Source organism: Psychrobacter sp. CX97, assembly GCF_057396285.1.
Genome location: NZ_JBXYJE010000012.1, coordinates 1 through 19,843, shown reverse-complemented (window position 1 = coordinate 19,843; position 19,843 = coordinate 1). Strand labels below are relative to the sequence as shown.

Annotated in this window: 16 protein-coding genes; 8 read left to right on the top strand and 8 right to left on the bottom strand. The window is 41.1% G+C overall.

All coding sequences use genetic code 11. From position 1 onward, the window contains the following. The first annotated feature begins 883 nt into the window (after nt 1-883). Nucleotides 884-2,257 (top strand): lytic murein transglycosylase, encoded by a 1,374-nt coding sequence (locus AC2SLL_RS09985; RefSeq protein ID WP_486531612.1) that lies wholly within the window; start codon nt 884-886, stop codon nt 2,255-2,257. Between the two features lie 279 nt (nt 2,258-2,536). On the opposite strand, the gene AC2SLL_RS09980 is transcribed toward AC2SLL_RS09985, so the two are convergent. The 3 genes from AC2SLL_RS09980 to AC2SLL_RS09970 form a co-directional block, all read right to left on the bottom strand. Beyond that, complete coding sequence (locus AC2SLL_RS09980; protein ID WP_486531546.1) at nt 2,537-2,833, bottom strand: hypothetical protein; 297 nt, start codon at nt 2,831-2,833, stop codon at nt 2,537-2,539. A 290-nt stretch (nt 2,834-3,123) separates the two neighbouring features. Beyond that, the gene (gene murI / locus AC2SLL_RS09975; protein ID WP_486531545.1) at nt 3,124-4,221 is read right to left on the bottom strand and encodes a glutamate racemase; all 1,098 of its coding nucleotides are present in this window, start codon (nt 4,219-4,221) and stop codon (nt 3,124-3,126) included. A gap of 214 nt (nt 4,222-4,435) precedes the next feature. Further along, the gene (locus tag AC2SLL_RS09970; protein ID WP_486531544.1) at nt 4,436-5,083 is read right to left on the bottom strand and encodes a DUF1285 domain-containing protein; all 648 of its coding nucleotides are present in this window, start codon (nt 5,081-5,083) and stop codon (nt 4,436-4,438) included. A 320-nt stretch (nt 5,084-5,403) separates the two neighbouring features. On the opposite strand from AC2SLL_RS09970, the gene AC2SLL_RS09965 reads away from it, so the two are divergent. The 4 genes from AC2SLL_RS09965 (at nt 5,404) to AC2SLL_RS09950 (ending at nt 10,790) form a co-directional block, all read left to right on the top strand. Beyond that, nucleotides 5,404-7,071 (top strand): electron transfer flavoprotein-ubiquinone oxidoreductase, encoded by a 1,668-nt coding sequence (locus tag AC2SLL_RS09965; RefSeq protein WP_486531543.1) that lies wholly within the window; start codon nt 5,404-5,406, stop codon nt 7,069-7,071. A 736-nt stretch (nt 7,072-7,807) separates the two neighbouring features. Beyond that, on the top strand, nt 7,808-8,068 hold the full coding sequence (locus AC2SLL_RS09960; protein ID WP_486531542.1) for a DUF4212 domain-containing protein: 261 nt from the start codon (nt 7,808-7,810) through the stop codon (nt 8,066-8,068). A gap of 4 nt (nt 8,069-8,072) precedes the next feature. Next, on the top strand, nt 8,073-9,941 hold the full coding sequence (locus AC2SLL_RS09955) for a sodium:solute symporter family protein (protein ID WP_486531541.1): 1,869 nt from the start codon (nt 8,073-8,075) through the stop codon (nt 9,939-9,941). 246 nt (nt 9,942-10,187) lie between these two features. Beyond that, on the top strand, nt 10,188-10,790 hold the full coding sequence (locus AC2SLL_RS09950) for a hypothetical protein (protein ID WP_486531540.1): 603 nt from the start codon (nt 10,188-10,190) through the stop codon (nt 10,788-10,790). Between the two features lie 111 nt (nt 10,791-10,901). Here AC2SLL_RS09950 and AC2SLL_RS09945 read toward each other — a convergent pair whose 3' ends face one another. Continuing rightward, a complete protein-coding gene (locus AC2SLL_RS09945) occupies nt 10,902-11,252 on the bottom strand; it encodes a ComEA family DNA-binding protein (protein WP_486531539.1) in 351 nt (116 codons plus the stop codon). Next, nucleotides 11,245-12,153 carry a nucleoside triphosphate pyrophosphohydrolase gene (gene mazG, locus AC2SLL_RS09940; RefSeq protein ID WP_486531537.1) on the bottom strand — a complete coding sequence of 303 codons (909 nt, stop codon included), beginning with the start codon at nt 12,151-12,153 and terminating at the stop codon, nt 11,245-11,247. Before mazG ends, AC2SLL_RS09945 begins: the two co-directional genes overlap by 8 nt. 296 nt (nt 12,154-12,449) lie before the next feature. On the opposite strand from mazG, the gene AC2SLL_RS09935 reads away from it, so the two are divergent. The 3 genes from AC2SLL_RS09935 (at nt 12,450) to AC2SLL_RS09925 (ending at nt 15,477) form a co-directional block, all read left to right on the top strand. Beyond that, complete coding sequence (locus AC2SLL_RS09935) at nt 12,450-13,709, top strand: nucleotide sugar dehydrogenase (RefSeq protein ID WP_486531536.1); 1,260 nt, start codon at nt 12,450-12,452, stop codon at nt 13,707-13,709. Nucleotides 13,710-13,804: 95 nt separating this feature from the next. Then, nucleotides 13,805-15,247, top strand: coding sequence for a phosphohexomutase domain-containing protein (locus AC2SLL_RS09930; protein ID WP_486531535.1), 1,443 nt, complete (start codon nt 13,805-13,807; stop codon nt 15,245-15,247). Between the two features lie 47 nt (nt 15,248-15,294). Further along, on the top strand, nt 15,295-15,477 hold the full coding sequence (locus AC2SLL_RS09925; protein ID WP_486531534.1) for a hypothetical protein: 183 nt from the start codon (nt 15,295-15,297) through the stop codon (nt 15,475-15,477). On the opposite strand, the gene AC2SLL_RS09920 is transcribed toward AC2SLL_RS09925, so the two are convergent. The 3 genes from AC2SLL_RS09920 to AC2SLL_RS09910 form a co-directional block, all read right to left on the bottom strand. Continuing rightward, complete coding sequence (locus tag AC2SLL_RS09920; RefSeq protein ID WP_486531533.1) at nt 15,450-16,814, bottom strand: UDP-glucose/GDP-mannose dehydrogenase family protein; 1,365 nt, start codon at nt 16,812-16,814, stop codon at nt 15,450-15,452. The genes AC2SLL_RS09925 and AC2SLL_RS09920 overlap by 28 nt on opposite strands. 104 nt (nt 16,815-16,918) lie before the next feature. Further along, nucleotides 16,919-18,622, bottom strand: coding sequence for a glucose-6-phosphate isomerase (gene pgi / locus AC2SLL_RS09915; RefSeq protein ID WP_486531611.1), 1,704 nt, complete (start codon nt 18,620-18,622; stop codon nt 16,919-16,921). 56 nt (nt 18,623-18,678) lie between these two features. Beyond that, nucleotides 18,679-19,611, bottom strand: coding sequence for a UTP--glucose-1-phosphate uridylyltransferase (locus AC2SLL_RS09910; RefSeq protein WP_486531532.1), 933 nt, complete (start codon nt 19,609-19,611; stop codon nt 18,679-18,681). Nucleotides 19,612-19,843 lie beyond the last annotated feature (232 nt).

The following is a 19,843-nucleotide window of genomic DNA, read 5'->3' as shown; positions in this document are numbered from 1 at the left end:
TTTTATATCATGGTTTTTTACAGCATAGTTCTTCACAGTATGGTTTTTCACAGCATGGTTAAATCGAGAGCTATAATAAAAAATTTAACTACGAATAAAATGTATCATAGTATGGCCTAAATCCTACTAGCTAAATAATGCTGCTTAAAGGACGACTAACTATGAAAGATTAAACATTTAGATTATAGCACGGTCATTGGAGCTGGTTACGTGGCATGGCCATGATGAAGTAGTCCACCTGCCCTATTTTGACGATATTGATTTTTAGTAAGGCTTACCTACATTTATTTGATAGCTGATTTAATAATTCGATAACTTATTTTATAATTCAATAACCTATTTCATAAAAAACTATCTGCGATCAGCAAGAAAGTCGAACTACTGACATCAGCCTGTTATTGCTGATCTCACACTTAACCTATTGCCACGTCATATTATCGTAACCAAATCGATCATTCGCTTTTATTTATAAGTCAATTTGGTTACCCTTATCTATTTGGCTTTAACTCAGATATTTAGTTTAGTAGTTGGATCTTAGTTAATTAACTCTTAATGATTCATATTGTGACTGATGTTTATGTTGTGGCTATTTTAAAGATGTCAACTTACAATATTCTCATTAGCACAACTTGAGAAATAATCAGACCGTTTGAACCAGTATACGTTTTAAAACGTAATAATGAGTTAAAAAGGGTATGAACTGCGTTGCCTTTTTACCCACATAATGACCCAGATAATAACACCCGCTTTATTACCTATATTGCAATGTTCGTAAACTTCATAATAATTGACTTATAACAGACAACTTATAACAGACAAAAGGACAATCATCATGCAACACGCAAAGACCTACTGTGTTTTAACTGCTGCCATTGGCTTTTCAATGGTTGCCACCTGTGCTCATGCCGGCAGACCTCCCGCCCAAAATTTATCAAACGCACATTTTCAGCAGTGTTTAGACGGACTAAAAGGGTCTAGACAGTTTCGAGGCGTTGATAGCTTTACCTTTAATACCTACCGCCCAACTGAACCTGATCCTAGTGTTATCCAGTCCCTCAATTACCAACCAGAATTCCAAAAAGACGTGTGGGATTACTTGTCCGTTTTAGTAGATAAAGAAAGAGTTGAAGATGGCATTCGTGCTAAGCATGAAATGGCAGACACCTTGCGACGCATTGAGTCACGTTATGGCGTTAAGGCCGAACATGTTTTAGGCGTATGGGGTGTCGAATCAAACTTCGGGCAAACTTTGGGCAAAAATGACTTATTCAAATCTCTAGCTACATTATCTTGCTTTGACCGTCGCCAAACATACTTCCGTGGCGAATTCGCCAATGCGCTAAAAATTGTTCAAAATGGGGATATCGCCCCAAGCGACATGACAGGTTCTTGGGCAGGGGCCTTTGGACAAACTCAGTTTATGCCCGGTACATTTTTAGACTTAGCAGTAGACTTTGATGGAGATGGTCGCCGAGACTTGGTAAATAGTAAGCCAGATGCGCTGGCATCCACGGCCAACTTCCTCAAAAAACGCGGGTACCGTACTGGCGAACCTTGGGGTTACGAAGTTAAAATGCCATCAGGTTTTTGGGGTTCAAATAGCCGTAAAAACAAAAAATCAATGAGCTACTGGCGTGACAAAGGTTTTACACTTGCAGATGGCCGCCCTCTACCTTACGACTTAGATCGTGCAGGTTTGTTATTGCCTGCAGGTATGGAGGGTCCTGCGTTTTTAGTGGGTAAAAACTTTGATACGTTTTATTCTTACAATGCGTCTGAAAACTATGCGTTAGCGATTGCGCATTTGTCAGACTTAATTGCTAAAGAAGACAGCAGCAAGACTGACTTTGTTAACGCTTGGCCAACTGATGACCCTGGTATTAGCCGTCGCCAAGCTAAAGAAATTCAGCAGGCACTTTTAAATGCAGGCTACGATATCGGTGATGTAGATGGTATTATCGGCGATAACACGCGTACCGCTATCCAGCAATATCAGACCACTAAGGGCGTATTCCCAGCTGACGGGCATGCTGGTCAAAAATTCTATCAGTTGATTATGGGTAATCAAGGGCAAAACAGCAATCGACCTTATCAACAGCCAATGCGGTCACAGCAGCAAACCTACAATCAGCAAAACTCGCAGATTAGTCAGTCAAATGACAGCATTGCCCAGCTTATCGAAAAGCAAGATGGTTATCGCCGTGTGGCTGATGCCAATGGCAACGTTCGTTTAGTTCGTATTGATAATGGTAAATAATCCTAAAACATACTTAATTTCATATTAGGGGCAGTATAGTCTGTAAGCTTTATGCTATAAATGATTCACATATGGCCAAAGGCAAGATCAAGAGTGACGATGTCGATCTCCCTTGATATACTATATGTATCATCTAGGGTTGGTCGCCGCGTACCGTATTTAATTGCCTCAGAATACACCTCTTACTATAGCGGGTTTAAATAGTAAAAAATAATAAAGCCATGCAATATGCATGGCTTTATTACTTTACGGTTTATATTTACACATTAAATAGAAATTTTAGACGATAGGCGGTGGGTTTGGCTTTCCGTTTTCTCCATCCCACTTTTCTTGCGCTTTTTTATCTAAGTCAGCAGGGGATTTTGGTTCCCATTTACCATTTTCTTTCCAAGTTTCATCTCCCCAGTCATCCTCTTTATCGTCGTCCCATTTTTTATAGGCCTCTTTAGGATCAATACCGCGGCGCTTCATATCTGCTATCTGCTCTTCTAATGTATGAGGTTTATCTGCCTCATGCATTGTCTCTTCAAGTTTATTTAACTCAACTTTCAACTTATCATCTTTAGGGTTGCTCATGTTGTTTTCCTCAAAATAGAACACAATGATTAATTTTTTATATCTAACACTTCGACCATTTAGGCGTAATCAAAACAGCAGTATAAATAATTTTAGAGTTTAAAAAAAACTATTCAAATTGGAATGTTTGCCTCTCTTTCGTTGATATTGACTGATATACGATATACATTGATATATCTAAGTCTGTATTCAATATTAAAGTCTACTGGATGATATTAGCCTTCACAATCTGAACACGTATACTTTATATTAATGATTTGTATATCCAGCATAAACCCCAAACAACACTATCAAAACTGACCGCCTACTAACCGTTTAACCATTTGCGAAGTAGCAGCAAAATCCCCTTTTATAGATGTCGTAACAAATGCCAACTTGGCACTAGCAGGTATCTGACCCCTTATTTTTGAGTCATCTATCACCTTTGAGGCCTCTATATTAGTGCCCTCTACCTTTAAGCTATCGCTACTATCTACAATGCCAATATAAAGATCATCATAAAGCTGATCTAATGGGCAGTTAGATTTATGAGTAGAAACCACAGGAGTATTAGAAGGCTGACTAGAGCATTGAGCAAACATTTGCCTTGCTGACAATATTTCTTTGACACGGCTGGCAATGGCCGCTCCAGAATCGACAATAGATATCCCAAGGTTATGAGCGGCGACCTCTTCCATAATAAATTCTTGAAAAAAAGGATAGTGGGTACACCCTAACACTAAATGATCGACTTGTTGTCGAGAAAACTCATGCAACTGTGCCTTAAGCTCATGAGCAGCATCACTGTCTACCCGCATGCCCGACTCAACCCAAGGCACAAGGTTTGGATTAAAACATTTAATGACATTTACTTCAGCGGGCATGGCGTAATCCCTAATAACATCATTAAGTAAAGCACCTTCAAGGGTCGCTTTAGTGGCTAAAACCGCCACATTTTTACTTTTACTGTTCAGCACCGCTGGCTTTAATGCAGGGACTAACCCCACAATGGGTAAATCAGGATATCTGCTGCGAATCACGTCCAATGCATGGGCAGACGCACTATTACAAGCGATAACAATTAATTTACATCCAGCAGCTACCAGCCAATCGACTGCAGTGACAGTCAAATGTGTTATCTCTTCACTTGAGCGCGCGCCATAAGGTACATTGAGCAAATCAGCATAATAAATATAGGACTCATTTGGCAACACCTGTTTTAGATGCGTATATACCGACAAGCCACCCACTCCTGAATCAAATAAACCTATGGGTGCTTCACTCGAATCTATACTTAAAACACTCGGGGCTAGACTGACAGCACGATCCTCTACCAACTGCTCATCATTTTGATCGATATCATAAGAGCCGGAAGGCGTGATTGATTTAGTCGATGTCTTTCCTAACATTAAGGCTGTCTCACTGTCACAAAACCTAATTTAATTTGAATTTTTGGCCGACTACTCATGGTAATTTTTTGAATTCCTATTGTTAAAGACCTGTTTTTAAAGTCCTATTTGTAAAGACCTGTTTTTAAAAACACTGTATAAAGGAATTTAGAGTTCACAGTTACCTTGAGTAGGTCAAGTTATTTTATGATACGAGACTCTATAATATTACCAACTAACTAGGAACCGATATCTCGTATTTTTTTTCACCACTTTGCAAGGTCAGCGCGGTTCTACCTTTTTGCTCACTAAGCTCGCCCAATTTAATAAGATGCATTAACACATTACGTGAAATAAGTGCTTTCATACCAAAGCGCACCTCAATATAAGGTCTGTCCTCGCCTTGATAGGTACTCATTTCAAGCGGGTGGTCGTCATCTAGATATACGATATCACCCGTACTGGTTATAAACTCAATCATTTGAACCTCATTTTTTTCAACAACATTCACTTGATTGACTAAAAACGGAACATCTTCTACGGTAATACGAATTTTTTCAACGGGAGTTTTAAGATAATACTCAGTCGATTTGCCACTATCTTCAGGATGTTCAGGCCATAGGACGGTCGAGAATAAATCTATTAATGATTGCCGAGTAATTCTACTACCCTCATGCCACCATTCCCCATTTGCTTTAATGATCAAATCCATGTTACCGCAGTTTTCAGGGTGCCACTTATCTAATGGCGGAATAGCTCGACCACGGCGCTCGCTAGTCTCTTGTTTAATATATTCTGAAATTGAGTCTAAACTAAGGTTAGACATCGGTGGTTTTGACTTAGAGTTTGTCATTGCTATTATCTCCTGATGTGAATTCTGCATAAACTTGGGAAAACAGACGACTTTTACTACTTTATCACGGCCTAGTCACAAATCGTGTCGTCTTTATCCAACTTTTATTTTATAATAGGTAACTAACTGCAAGCCTTTTTTTATATTAAGTTCTATATTTAAGCCAGCTAATGTCATGATAAGTATTGTTCATATCTGTCTGATGATAGTTGCTACTATTACTTATTTCCACTATTAGATATATTTTAATAGCGTCATACTAAATTTTCGCTAGCAAGAAATTAACATAATTTACGACCACTTATTAGCTGTGGTCGTGGCATTATTGAGCCAGCTATAAGGAGTCTGAAATGCAAGATGAACAGGTAGAACGTGAATCAATGGAGTTTGATGTTGTCATTGTTGGGGGTGGCCCCGCTGGACTTTCAGCAGCCATTCGGCTTCGTCAACTTGCTCTTGAAGCTGGCAACGACGAATTTATGGTCTGTGTGGTCGAAAAAGGCTCCGAATTTGGTGCGCATACGTTATCGGGTGCCGTTATTGAGCCACGTGCACTTAATGAGCTTATCCCTGATTGGAAAGAAAAAGGGGCACCACTTAATGTACCTGCTACAGAAGACCGTATTTATTATTTAAACTCTGCTACCCGCTCCATGAAGGTTCCTGATGCCTTTGTTCCTAAGCCTATGCATAACCATGGTAACTACATCGTATCATTAGGTAACGTGGTGCGCTGGCTTGCTGAACAAGCAGAAGAGCTTGAGGTCATGATGTTCCCAGGCTTTAGTGCGTCAGATATCTTATACAGAGATGATGGTTCCGTACGTGGTGTATTAACAGGCGATATGGGGGTGGCTGCAGATGGGTCACATAAGCCAAGTTATGAGCCAGGCTATGAGCTATTGGCTAAATATACTATCTTTGCAGAAGGTTGTCGTGGTCATCTAGGCAAGCGTTTAATCAGCCGCTTTGCTTTAGATAAAGACAGTGATCCACAGCATTATGGTATTGGCTTAAAAGAGCTTTGGGAAGTTGACCCAAGCAAACATGAGCAAGGTGTTGTCATGCATGGTCTTGGTTGGCCATTAACTGAAACAGGCTCTACGGGAGGTTGGTGGTTATACCACGATGAGAATAACCAAGTCAGCTTCGGTTTGGTTGTCGATTTATCCTATCACAATCCTTATGTTTCGCCGTTTGACGAAATGCAGCGCTTAAAAACTCATCCTGTTATTAGACAAGTGTTAGAAGGCGGAAAGCGTATCTCTTATGGTGCACGTGCGCTCACTAAAGGCGGTCTAAACTCACTGCCTAAGCTGACTTTTCCAGGTGGTGTATTGGTAGGGGATGATGCTGGATTCTTAAACCCTGCTAAAATCAAAGGCACCCACACCTCAATGAAATCAGGCATGTTAGCTGCTGAAGCGATTTTTTCAGCACTACAGGCTGGCCGTCAGCATGATGAAGTTGAAAGTTATAGTAAACTTTATAAAGAGTCATGGTTATATGAGGACAACAAGTCTGCCCGTAACTTCTCCCCTGCTATCCACCGTATGGGGCTATTTATGGGAGGCGCATTTACTTTTATCGAGCACAACTTGCTTGGTGGTAAAATGCCATTAACCCTTCATGATAATAAGCCAGATTATGACGCTTTAGACAAAGCCAGCCAAACGTATCAACCAGATTACCCAAAACCAGATGGTAAATTAACTTTTGATAAGCTATCTTCAGTGTTTGTCTCTAATACTAACCATGCTGAAGATCAGCCCAACCATTTGAAGCTGACAGATCCAACTGTGCCAATTAGCGTCAACTTACCTATCTATGCTGAGCCTGCTCAACGCTACTGTCCTGCAGGTGTATATGAGGTAGTGAAAGATGCAGAAGGTGCTAAGTTTGTGATTAATGCCCAGAATTGTGTGCATTGTAAAACCTGTGATATTAAAGACCCTTCCCAAAATATAACTTGGGTTACTCCTGAAGGCGGTGGCGGACCTAACTATCCAAATATGTAATGGTTTTGATTAACCTGGATCATTCGTTACAAATCCTCCTGCTCTATTGATAAGCTGACCCCCATAAGTTGGACACGACTTATGGGGGTTAGCTCCTTTAGGGCTTTAGGGAGACTTTTTATTATTTAGATTCAACTATAGTCAGAGAAGTCTAAAATGGTTACAAGGCAACCGAGTGCAAGTACTACTGGAGTAGGCTTAACGAGGTTAACGCTGTAACCGTTTAGTAGTTCGCTGACTATACTGAATATTAACTTATACCCTCATACTATTTGATAATTTTATAGTTCATATAATTAAAAAGTAAAAATAAAATAATGATGAGGTAAGTATATGGTTCTTATGAAGTAAATAACTCACGGTTTTTAGACAGGTACCATATGTATATATATTTACTTGTAACACCACAAATACTTGTAACACCACAAAAATAAAGGGGAATTGTAAAGAAAATCTAGATCGAAACACAACCGTAGAAATGCTAAAAAGAACCTTTTATGAATTTACCTTTAATATCAATAGTTAAGTCTAATTGATTAAATTTCTGATAGTGTTTGATTTGTCCCTTGCTATCATTTAATTGCGACTGTAAACTACAGTATGTATTGAAAAAAATACTAAAAGTTACATTGCCGATGTTTTAAGTGTAAAAACCTTAACATTGGATTACTAATTGTAAACATATGGTTTTAAATTTTGCTTGTCACCCATTTACATGACAAAAGGAGTTTGTCTCATGAGTAATTCTCGTGATGCCTCAGGCTATTGGAAAGCCAATGTGCGTCTTATCTTAATATGTTTAACCGTATGGGCAATCGTACCTTACGGATTTGCAATATTATTCCGACCTCTACTCGCCGGTATCCAGTTTGCTGGAGTTGACCTTGGTTTTTGGTTTGCCCAGCAAGGTTCAATTGCAACCTTTATGGCTATCATCTTTTTCTACGCTTGGCGAATGAACAAGCTAGATAAGCAATTTGGCGTAGAAGAGGAATAGACGCATGAGTCAGTTTTTAATTAATATTTTGTTCGTTGGTGCGTCATTTGTACTTTACTTCGGTATTGCCATTTGGGCTCGTGCTGGATCAACTAAAGAGTTTTATGTCGCTGGGGGTGGGGTCCATCCTATCGTAAATGGTATGGCTACCGGTGCTGACTGGATGAGTGCCGCATCTTTTATCTCAATGGCAGGCTTGCTAGCTGCTGGTGGTTACGGTGCGTCTACTTACCTAATGGGTTGGACGGGCGGCTATGTACTACTTGCTCTGCTACTAGCACCTTACTTACGTAAATTTGGTAAATTTACAGTACCCGACTTTATTGGCGATCGATTCTACTCCAAAACCGCAGCGCTTGTTGCGGTTGTGTGTTTGATTGTGGCATCCACTACATATGTTATTGGTCAGATGACGGGGGCAGGCGTTGCTTTCTCACGCTTTTTAGAAGTTGACAATACCACCGGCCTGATTATTGCTGCCGTTGTTGTATTCTTCTATGCAGTACTGGGTGGTATGAAAGGTATTACCTATACACAGGTCGCACAGTATGTGGTACTAATTATTGCTTATACTGTCCCTGCTGTATTCATCTCCCTTGAGTTAACCGGCAACCCGATTCCAGGTTTAGGTATGTTCTCAACGCATACTGAGTCAGGGCTTCCTTTACTGGCTAAGCTTGATCAAGTCGTTCAAGAATTAGGTTTTACAGCTTACACAGCAGATGTTCCTAATAAATTAAACATGGTTCTGTTTACCTTATCTCTAATGATTGGTACAGCTGGTCTGCCTCATGTTATCATCCGTTTTTTCACTGTCCCTAAAGTAGCTGACGCTCGTTGGTCTGCAGGTTGGGCACTCGTGTTTATTGCACTATTATACTTTACTGCACCAGCAGTAGGGTCTATGGCGCGTTTAAACCTTATCGATACGGTCTATCCTAACGGTACTGCAGAAGCGCCACTTCCCTATGACCAGCGTCCAAGCTGGATGCAAACTTGGGAAGAAACGGGTCTAATTAAGTACAACGACTTTAACGGTGATGGCCGTATTCAGATGTATAACGATGGTGGCCTTCGTGAAGCACAGTTGGCGTTGGCTGCTGCTGAAACTGATGGTGGCGATGTTGCTGCTGCTCAAGCCGCTGTTGAAGCTGCTAAAGTTGCTCAAGGCGAAATACTTGATGGTAAGTTTAATAATGCTGGATGGGAAGGAAATGAGCTTGATGTAAACAAAGACATCATGGTACTTGCTAATCCAGAAATTGCACAGCTTCCACCATGGGTTATCGGCCTTATTGCAGCGGGTGGTCTTGCCGCAGCGTTATCTACCGCAGCAGGTCTATTACTGGCAATATCTTCAGCCATTAGTCATGATTTAATTAAGCGTAATCTTAATCCTAACATCTCAGATAAAGGCGAGTTATTGGCTGCGCGTATCTCGATGGCCGTCGCCATTATTATCGCAACGTATCTTGGCTTAAATCCACCAGGTTTCGCGGCTCAGGTTGTTGCTTTAGCCTTTGGTATCGCAGGTGCATCACTATTCCCAGCCTTAATGATGGGTATATTTTCAAAGCGTATCAACAGCATTGGGGCTATCGCAGGTATGCTCGCTGGTTTAATTACTACCCTTGTTTACATCTTTGTATTCAAAGGCTGGTTCTTTGTCAGTGGCACAGCGAACTTCCCTGATACTGCTGAATACTGGTTATTAGGTATCTCGCCACTATCATTTGGTGCTATTGGAGCATTGATTAACTTTGTAGTAGCATTTGCTGTATCTTCAGTGACTGCGCCTCCTCCTGCTCATATTCAAGAGCTCGTGGAAAGCGTACGTACGCCTCATGGTGCTGGCGGTGCGGTTGATCACTAACCATTAAGTTATTCACAGTCTGTTTATTAATGAATAAGCCAGAAATTCTGGCTTATTTTTTTTCAAATTTAGGCTCTGTTGAATAGACTCAACTTTGTAGTAAATAAACCTCACTTATGTATAGCGCTAAAAACTTAAGTGAGGTTTGTTTTCAAAATCAGAATAAGTTATCAAATAACGACATTTTAAGGCCTAGTGCAATAGGTGTACTATGATTGGCATAAATAAGAGCTAGGATGGACCCACATGATTTATGAGTTTATAGCAACCATCAGTGCAGGTTTTGCCATGGCAGGACTGGCTTTAATTATTCGTCACTTGAGTAAACTGGCGGGTATAACCACCCCGAGATGGTTGATCCCCGTTTTTGCTGGTTTAGGGATGTTAGGCTTTCAAATTCATCAGGAATATAACTGGCAAGAACAACAGACTAACAGACTGCCTGAACAAGTGACTGTCGTAAAAATGGTAAAAGGCAGTGAATGGTTTCGCCCGTGGAGTTATATAAAACCTCAGACTATACGTTTTATGGCAGTAAATAACGGCCAGAATGTGAGTAATGAATTTAACAACATACCTGAACTTGCCGCTGATAGCATCAAACGAGTCAATATTTATCTATTTGAGAGACGACTAAGTACCAAAATCGTTCCACAGCTTATTAACTGCTCAAAGCAACAACATGCCGATTTAATCGGCGTTAGTGAAACATCGTCTAAGCAAGCAATAGCAGCAGATAATACAAATAACACTTCCGAACCGCAACAAGCACAAATCGCTAAAGACAAGCTGGTTTGGATGCCGTTAGAGACTCAAGATGAATTATACAAAACTGTTTGCACTGATTAACTTATAATCGGCGCACTTATAAAACGCTACGGTTTTGACCTCGTTTGCTGGACAAAAGCACCATCCAAACTCGGTTGCCTTGTAACGACTTTAAAGCTCTCTGATTATAGCTTATTGAACAGTAAGTCTGGAACGATTGTTTTCAACCGTTTTTTTGCCAATTCCTTTTACCTTAGTCAGCTCATCCACACCTCTAAAGTAGCCTAGCCCCTCTCGGTAAAGAATGATATCTTTAGCCTTGCTACTGCCAATACCTTTTAGAGTCGTCAATTCACTTTCAGTGGCGGTATTAATATTAATCATAAACACCGCTGCATCTTTACTGTATTTTTTGTCACTCTGCTCTTCGCCTATCAGATAGTTATAGGCTGCTTTGGCGTCATTAAAGCATTGCTGGGCGTGTACGGGCTGCATAACCAAACTTTGTAATAAGAGAATGACAAAAATACCTGACCTATTCATATTTTTTCGCCAAGTCCCACAAGGCATCCATGTCATCTAATGTGCTTTGTTCTGGTGTTAATCCCCGCTTCGCAAGCTCTGCTTCAATAAAACCAAAGCGAGATTTAAATTTATGCACGCAGGTTAGTGTTGCCGCCTCAGCATCTAGGTTTAACTTTCGAGCCACATTAACCAGCCCAAAAAAACAGTCGCCCATTTCCTTTTCTAGTTCGATATGCAGCTTGTCTTCTTGTTCTGTACTTCTTGCCTCATCTTTTTGTTTGATGGCCACTTTTAATTCCGCTATCTCTTCTTCTAGTTTTTCTAAGGCGCCCTCAACCCCTCCCCAATCAAAGCCCATCTTACTAGCCGCTTTCTGAATGCTTTGCGACTGCATGAGCGCGGAACCGCCTTTTACTTTGTCTAAGCGACGTTGGGGTTTGCCTCGACTTTCTCGTTCAGCATCCTCCTCGGCCTTAATTTCGTCCCAACGTTGTTTAACCCCCTGTTCATCAGCTAGCTTATCGGATTCAAACACGTGAGGATGGCGCCTTATCAATTTTTTTTGCAACAGATTAACCACATCGCCTAAATCAAATAGGCCTTGTTCTGCATAGAGTTGACAGTGGAATACCACCTGTAGTAGCACATCGCCAAGCTCGCCTTTAATGTCTTCAATATCACCAGACTGCACTGCCTCAGCCAGCTCATACGATTCTTCGATGGCATAAGGGATTAAGCTATAGTTGGTCTGCTTTATATCCCAAGGACAATCAGCTCTTAACCTTGCCATAAGGGCTAATAAGTCATTTAAATCATTAGTGGGTCTTGGCTTACCCTGTACAGGTTTCGGCACAGTAACCTTATGCGGCTCTTGCGATTCGTATGCTTGGTCTAAATATTGTCTTTGAATATCTGACATTTACCCCTCCCTTTTATCATTTAGATATTGTCAAAGTAATCTAAAGTATCCGCAAGCCAATTAGCCTAGCCAGTAACGGGCTTAGTTATTCAAGCAGCCGCAGCCAACTAGATTAACCTTGTCACTGTTTTAAATTACCTTAACTATAAGTGATTTTGCAGATCAATTTATTGCTTTTTTGATCTACAACCTGAGCTGTTATAAATTTGTCATGGTTAATGTGTATCATTTTGAGACTTGTAGGCGCGATGTGCATTATTTGAATCAGATTGAATACATTGAATAAGAAGATAACTATGATAGATATGAATGATATTAAAAACCCTAACTTAAAGCGGCAATCAGATTCTCAATTAAATCCACAACCTTCGTTATCACGCATTGTGATCATTGGGGCGGGCTATGTTGGTTTATCAAACGCTATCTTATTAGCGCAATCTAGCCTTAATACCAATGTTACTTTATTCGATATAGACACTCATAAAGTTAACTTACTCCAACAGCGTCAATCACCCTTAAAAGATAACGACATTTGCAATTTTTTAGCAAATAAGCAGCTGAATCTTAATGTGACAAATGATGCCTCAAAAATCTATACAAACTGTGATTTAGTCATCATTGCAACGCCCACAAATTATGATGTCGCTTCAGGCGAGTTTGATACCAGCTCAGTGCAAACTAGCATTAAAGCGGTTAGAGCACAAAACAGCAGTGTGCCAATCGTCATTAAATCAACCATTCCCATTGGCTTTACTCAAACTATGCATCAGCAGTTTGACAACAATATTATGTTTATGCCAGAGTTTCTGCGTGAAGGTCAGGCGTTGTACGATAACCTGCATCCTTCTCGTATCATATTAGGCTGCACCCCTGAACAAAAAAACGACGCTACCGCCTTGATGAAACTTTACCAACAAGCCAGTCAAGAGGAAACTATTGAGCAGTTGTTAATGACCCCTACTGAAGCAGAAGCAGTTAAGTTGTTTGCCAATAGCTATCTGGCAACTCGCATTGCCTTTTTTAATGAACTCGATAGCTTTGCAGAAAAGTACAACTTAGATAGCCAGTCTATCATCACAGGGGTAGGACTTGATCCACGCATTGGCCAACATTATAACAACCCCTCTTTTGGTTATGGGGGTTATTGCCTACCTAAAGACACTCAGCAGCTAAAAGCAAACTATAAAGGGATTCCCGCCAATCTAATCCACGCTATTATTGATGCAAACAATACGCGCAAACGCTTTATTGCTCGGCAAATTATTGATAAAAACCCAAATAGCGTCGGTATCTATCGACTGAGCATGAAAAAAGATGCCGATAATTTCCGAGATTCTGCCGTCCTTGATATTCTGCAAATTCTAAAACAACACGGTATTACCATCTCAGTTTATGAGCCTGCATTAAAAGAAGCCAGCTTTGAAGGTTGTGATGTGGATAACAATTTGACGACTTTCAAACAAAACAACGACTTAATTATTGCAAACCGTTGGCATGATGAATTAACCGATGTGAAAGATAAGGTTTATAGTCGAGATATCTTCGGGGTCAGTTAAACTAACGCTAAACTGTTAGAATAAGACTTCTATAGTATATTTATGACATCACAACATTAATAACTTCACAACTAGAGCCTAACAGGATTGCAACGATGACGACCGTATTTCCGCCCAAACCAATTACCTCTTTTAAAGCGTACGACATTCGCGGTCAGCTTGGGGTCAACCTTGATGAAGACATCGCCTACCGGATTGGTAGAGCATTTGCCCAGATTCTGGTTAAACAGCGAACCGCTAACCAAGTTGCTGATACGATTAAAAATGCTATTGTCATAGGCTGTGACATTCGAGACTCTAGCGAAGCCCTTAAAAAAGCAGCCACACAAGGTATCTTGGATGCAGGCGTAGACGTTATCGACCTAGGCATGGCCGGTACAGAAGAAGTTTATTTTGCGACCAGCCATTACGATACATTAGGGGGTATTGAAGTAACAGCCAGTCATAACCCCATTAATTACAATGGATTAAAACTGGTGCGTGAAGGCTCAAGACCCATTAGTGCTGACTCAGGACTCGCAGAGATTCAAGCGGCTGCTGAACGAGGTCAGTTCGCTGAAACAAGTACACAAGGCAACCTCATCTCTAAGCTTGATAAAACGGCCTATATCGACCATTTAATGAGTTTTATAGACACCAACAAGCTTACACCGTTAAAAGTTGTCATCAATTCTGGCAATGGTAGCGCAGGTCCCGTTGTTGACTTGATAGAACAACGATTGGCAGATTGCGGCGCACCCATTACACTCATTAAAGTGCATCACACACCTGACGGAGGCTTTCCAAACGGCATACCAAACCCAATGATTTTGGCAAATCGTCAATCAACCAAACAAGCCATCATCCACCATCAAGCTGATCTCGGTATCGCCTTTGATGGCGACTTTGATCGCTGCTTTTTGTTTGATGCTCGAGGAGAGTTTGTTGAAGGCAGCTATGTCGTTGGTATGCTGGCACAAGCATTTTTACAAAAGCATCAGGGCGAGAGTATTGTTTATGACCCTCGTGTCCTCTACAACACTGAAGCCATTATTCAAGAAGCTGGTGGACAAGCCATTATCAGTAAGTCGGGGCACTCGTTTATCAAACAAGTTATGCGTGAATCAGGCGCTATCTATGGCGGAGAGATGAGCGCACACCACTACTTTCGTGACTTCTTTTACTGCGACAGCGGCATGATACCTTGGCTGCTAACCATTGAACTGCTATCAACAACCGGAAAATCTCTTGGTCAGCTTGTCGATGAGCGTATCAGCGCCTATCCTAGCTCAGGCGAGATTAATTTTAGATTGACCGATGTGAGTAGTGGCGACATTATCAACCGTATTGAAAACCAATATGCCCATGCCGCACCAAGTACAAACACACTCGATGGACTCAGTCTCGACTTTGGAGAATGGCGTTTCAACTTGCGTGCCTCTAACACCGAACCCCTCATTCGACTTAATATTGAAACCAAAGGGGATGAGGCGTTACTAGAAGACAAAATCACAGAGATAAAAGAATGGTTAGAGGGTCAAGGCGCTGTATTGGCCTAACGTTCAATATTAATACCAACAAAACATAAAAAAGTCAAAAACAAAAAATGAGCCTCAACATCGGAGACTCATTAAAAGGGAGAAATATGCAGTGGATGGGTAGTATCTCTTTAGACACTATGGCCGTGCCTCGTCCCTCGGCGAAAAGCAAAAGCCTGACTTTAGCTGTAGACCTAGGCTTTAGCCCAGCTGGCGACTCGACTCACTTACCTCGTCCAATCCCAGTATAGCTCCCTACCAACGCCTGTATCTCTGCTTTGCTAAACGCATTTTGCGCATCAAAAACGGGCAATACAACCTCATTTATTGCGGCAATTGGTAGGTGTTGAGCATTAGACCATGCCATCAAAAATAACGCATCGACTTCGTTCAACTTATCTGTTGGCTTATCAATAAACTCTAGTAAAGGCTGATCTGGATACAATCCAACCAACTCAATTTGAGCCTCAGCCGCATAGACATAAGTGGTTATATTGTAAGACCATAGCAAACGCAATAGAGGGTGGATAGCAGAAGATGAGGTACGCCCTGAACCTGACTTATAACTCGCACCCCAAATACACACTGATTTCCCCTCTATCATGCCATCAAAGTATTGCCAAAACTTGCGGAATATCAGCTCTTTCTGATCATCGTTGATGTCTTGCACAGTTTGCATTAATCGATGCTCTACTTGCGTGCTCGCTAATGTATCCGTTAATGCCGATAGTTCAGCGGGTAACGTATGGCCACCAAATCCCCACCCTGCTTTAAGATAGCTTTTACCAATACGCGGGTCTAAACCCATGATTGTGGCTACTTCTGTAATATCAACGCCTTGGTGATCTGCCAGTCTCGACCACTCATTCATAAAGCTGACACGAGTGGCCAGCATACTCATTATGGCACTACGAGCAAACTCAATGGTCGCAATATCTGATATGTAACTCTGGTTGGCTTGGGATATGAAGGGCTGTAATGTCTGGATTTTATCTAATGAGTCTGGCGTTTTTTCTCCCATCAACCATAGCATCGGAGTAAGCATAGAGTCATACGTACGCCCGTCTTGCATAAACACAAAAGGAACGTAATATACCCAAGGTCTTTTACACTGCTGAGCAATATTATCAAAGACACCAAGCGTAGAAATGCCACTTAAAACCACGGGTATTTGTGCGGAAACTTGGCTTTGATTTAGCTTGGTTACCCAATCGGGTTGCTCATCTTTTTGTGCCTGCCAGTGATTGGGCAACTCAGGGTAAAATAGCCAAAATAAACTGGGTGTCGTATCTTGTGTGAAATTCTGACTAAACAGCATAGAGGCATCTTCAGGTATTGCGCTTACTATTAGCTTTTGTTGACTAATATAAAGTTGCCAAAGCGCTTGCTGCTGATGCTCAAAAGTGTAATTTGTTAACGTGCGCGCCAGTCCTGTCTCGTCAGCATATAAACTAACGGCATGACCCATACTCACTAACACAGTAGCTGTCGTGATGGCATAAATTGAGTGCCCCACAATGACGCAGCGTGGTTTAGATGTAGATGGAGGAGATAAAGGTTTCAGTAACTTATTCTGTGCGACAGACATAGACTCTATACCTTTTTTTTATTTCGTATATTTGCTTTTATTGAAATGCTATAAAGTTACATAATTGAATGTTCAACATACCCTAATGCGTGCTGACGCCATCGTTAGTCATTAGTATAATTAGCGTTTATTCGGTTAAGTAATGCCTCAGTAGAGCCATCAAATACAGCTGCGCCTTCCAAGTTATCCTGATTATTCATAGTCACATCCCTATTTGCACTATTTTTAGTTTTTGCACTATTTTTGTCAGATAAATTGTTATCAGATAAATTTAAATGAGCAAACACCTCATTAGCGACTTGCTTGCCCATCTCTACACCCCATTGGTCAAAAGGGTTAATATTCCACATACTGGCCATGACAAATACTTTATGCTCGTACAAAGCAATCAATGCACCAAAGCTTTTTGGTGTCAGCTCATCTAACAGTAGCGTCGTTGAAGGCTGATTACCTCTATAGCGTTTAAACTTATCAAGATGAGTCTCTAAAGTTGGCTCCAATGTTGATACCGCCTGATTACCAAAAGCAAGCACACGACTTTGTGCCAAACAATTGGCCAATGATAATGCATGCTGATGCTTTAGCTCACCTGTATCCGACGCTTCGTAATATTTTATACAGGCAATAAAATCACACGATACTTTTTGCGTACCTTGATGCAGTAATTGATAAAAGGCATGCTGAGCGTTTGAACCAATCTCTCCCCATAATATAGGACATGTTGGGTAAGCAACAGGTTGACCATCTTGAGTAACTGACTTACCGTTGCTCTCCATTTCTAATTGAGTAAGATAGCTTGGAAAATACTTTAAGCGCCCATCATACGGCAGTACGGTATGAGCATTAATACCTAAAAAGGTGCTATTCCAAACTCCAATCAACCCAAGTAGTACCGGCAAGTTATCCTCAAAATCTGTCCTTCTAAAGTGCTCATCCATCTCATGCGCACCCGCCAACATGTCATGGAATTTATCCATCCCAATACGCACTGCAATGGCAAGTCCAATGGCCGACCACATAGAAAAACGACCCCCTACCCATTCCCATAGACGTAGCTGATGATCCTCAGGAATTCCCCAAGCAGTGACCTTATCCAAATTAGCCGAGATGCCAATAAAATGACGACGTAGAATTGTCGTCTGACTCACACCAGTTGATAACAACCATGCTTTTGCTGTTTGTGCATTAGATAAGGTGTCAACTGTGCCAAACGATTTGGAAGAAATGATAAATAGTGTGGTTTGTGGGTTTAAAAGCTCAAGAAGGCTACCAAGTTGTGTACCATCCATGTTCGACACAAAATGCACTCGAATACGACTATCACTCCATTCATCTAGGGCAGCTGTCGCCATGACAGGTCCAAGATCTGACCCACCGACACCGATATTCACAACATCTGTAATCGCCTTGCCAGAATAGCCACGCCATAATCCATTCCGGATACGTGACACTATGCGTGCCGCTTTTGCTAGGCTGTGATGAACGTCAGCGACAATATCTTGGCCATCGACCTGCAACTCTGCATGCTTAGGTAAGCGTAGAGCTGTATGCAACGCCGCTCGATTTTCGCTTCTGTTTATCTTATCCCCTTTGAATAATGTCTCAATTTTAGCTTTTAACTCACAGGCATTGGCAAGGTCGATTAAGCCAGACTTAACATCGCTATTAATACACTGCTTAGAGTAATCAAAAAAAATACCTTGTGCAGATATACTAAACTGTTGAACACGATTGTTATCTTGTTTAAACAGCTCAACAAGCGACCATGACCGATCGCCTAACTCAACTAATTTTTGCCACTCTGGCAACTGATTAGGTAATTTATTAAGCGGTGTCTTAACAGAATTTTTAAACTGAGTCTTCATTATTTTGACACCGGAATACTGACACTTTCGCTGTTATCTTGGTCTTGAGCCAATTGCTGCTGTGCAAAATAGATGAATGCCTGCATATAGCTGGTCATATCGCCCGCATCAAAGCTCTCTCCACGCATGGTGGTAACCTTAACCCCTTCAGTACTAATTAATGCATCAATGGCATCGGTTAACTGTATCTCACCACCCACTGAGGCTTTAGTTTTAGCTAAGTAATCGAAAATACTGGCACTAAACACATAGCGTCCAACGACCGCTAAGTTAGAGGGGGCTTCTTCTAGGCTCGGTTTTTCTACAAAACCTGCCACACCAAAGCTGGCATTTTCGTCTTTATTAATACGTGCTAAATGATCAGCCTCTTTTAGCTTGGCAATGCCATATTTATAAACCTCACTATCTGCCACTTCATTCACTAAGATTTGTGAGTGATTTGAATTATCATACTCACGCATCATAAATGCTAAATTATCTTGTTGCATATCTGTGGTAAAAGGATTTAATACCACATCTGGCAATAATACGGCAAAAGGGTTATTACCCACAATGGGACGTGCTTGCAGTACGGCATGACCAAGCCCTAGCGGTCTACCTTGACGTATCATAGAAATTGAAACATCATCGGGCAACCAGTTTAGGCTATCCGCCAATGCCTCTTTTCCTTTAGATCTAAGCTGGTTATCAAGCTCAGCATTCACATCAAAATAATTCTCAATCGCACTTTTTTGCGCATGACCGACTAGCACGATATGTTTAATTCCGGCAGCAATGGCTTCTTCTACCACATAATGAATGGCGGGCTTATTGCCAAGGGGCAGTAGCTCTTTAGGAATAGATTTTGAAAGGGGCAGCATACGAGTGCCAAACCCTGCGACTGGGATTACGGCGTGGGTAACGGATTTTAAATTACTTGTTTTAGTTATCATATATTTTAAATACCTTAGATTATTATTCTTATAGGCTAGCGTATCATAATTATATATTTAGTTCGTTAACGCTTTAATCATATCTGGACAATACTATAAAACACCTTGAACCGCCCCGACTATATCGGAGAGTGGATTGCTTGAGTCAGGCAGCTTTGTCTGACTCACTAAAACTATCATAGTATCGTCTCTCAAACTCAAAAGGCGACACATAACCAATCGTGCTATGTAA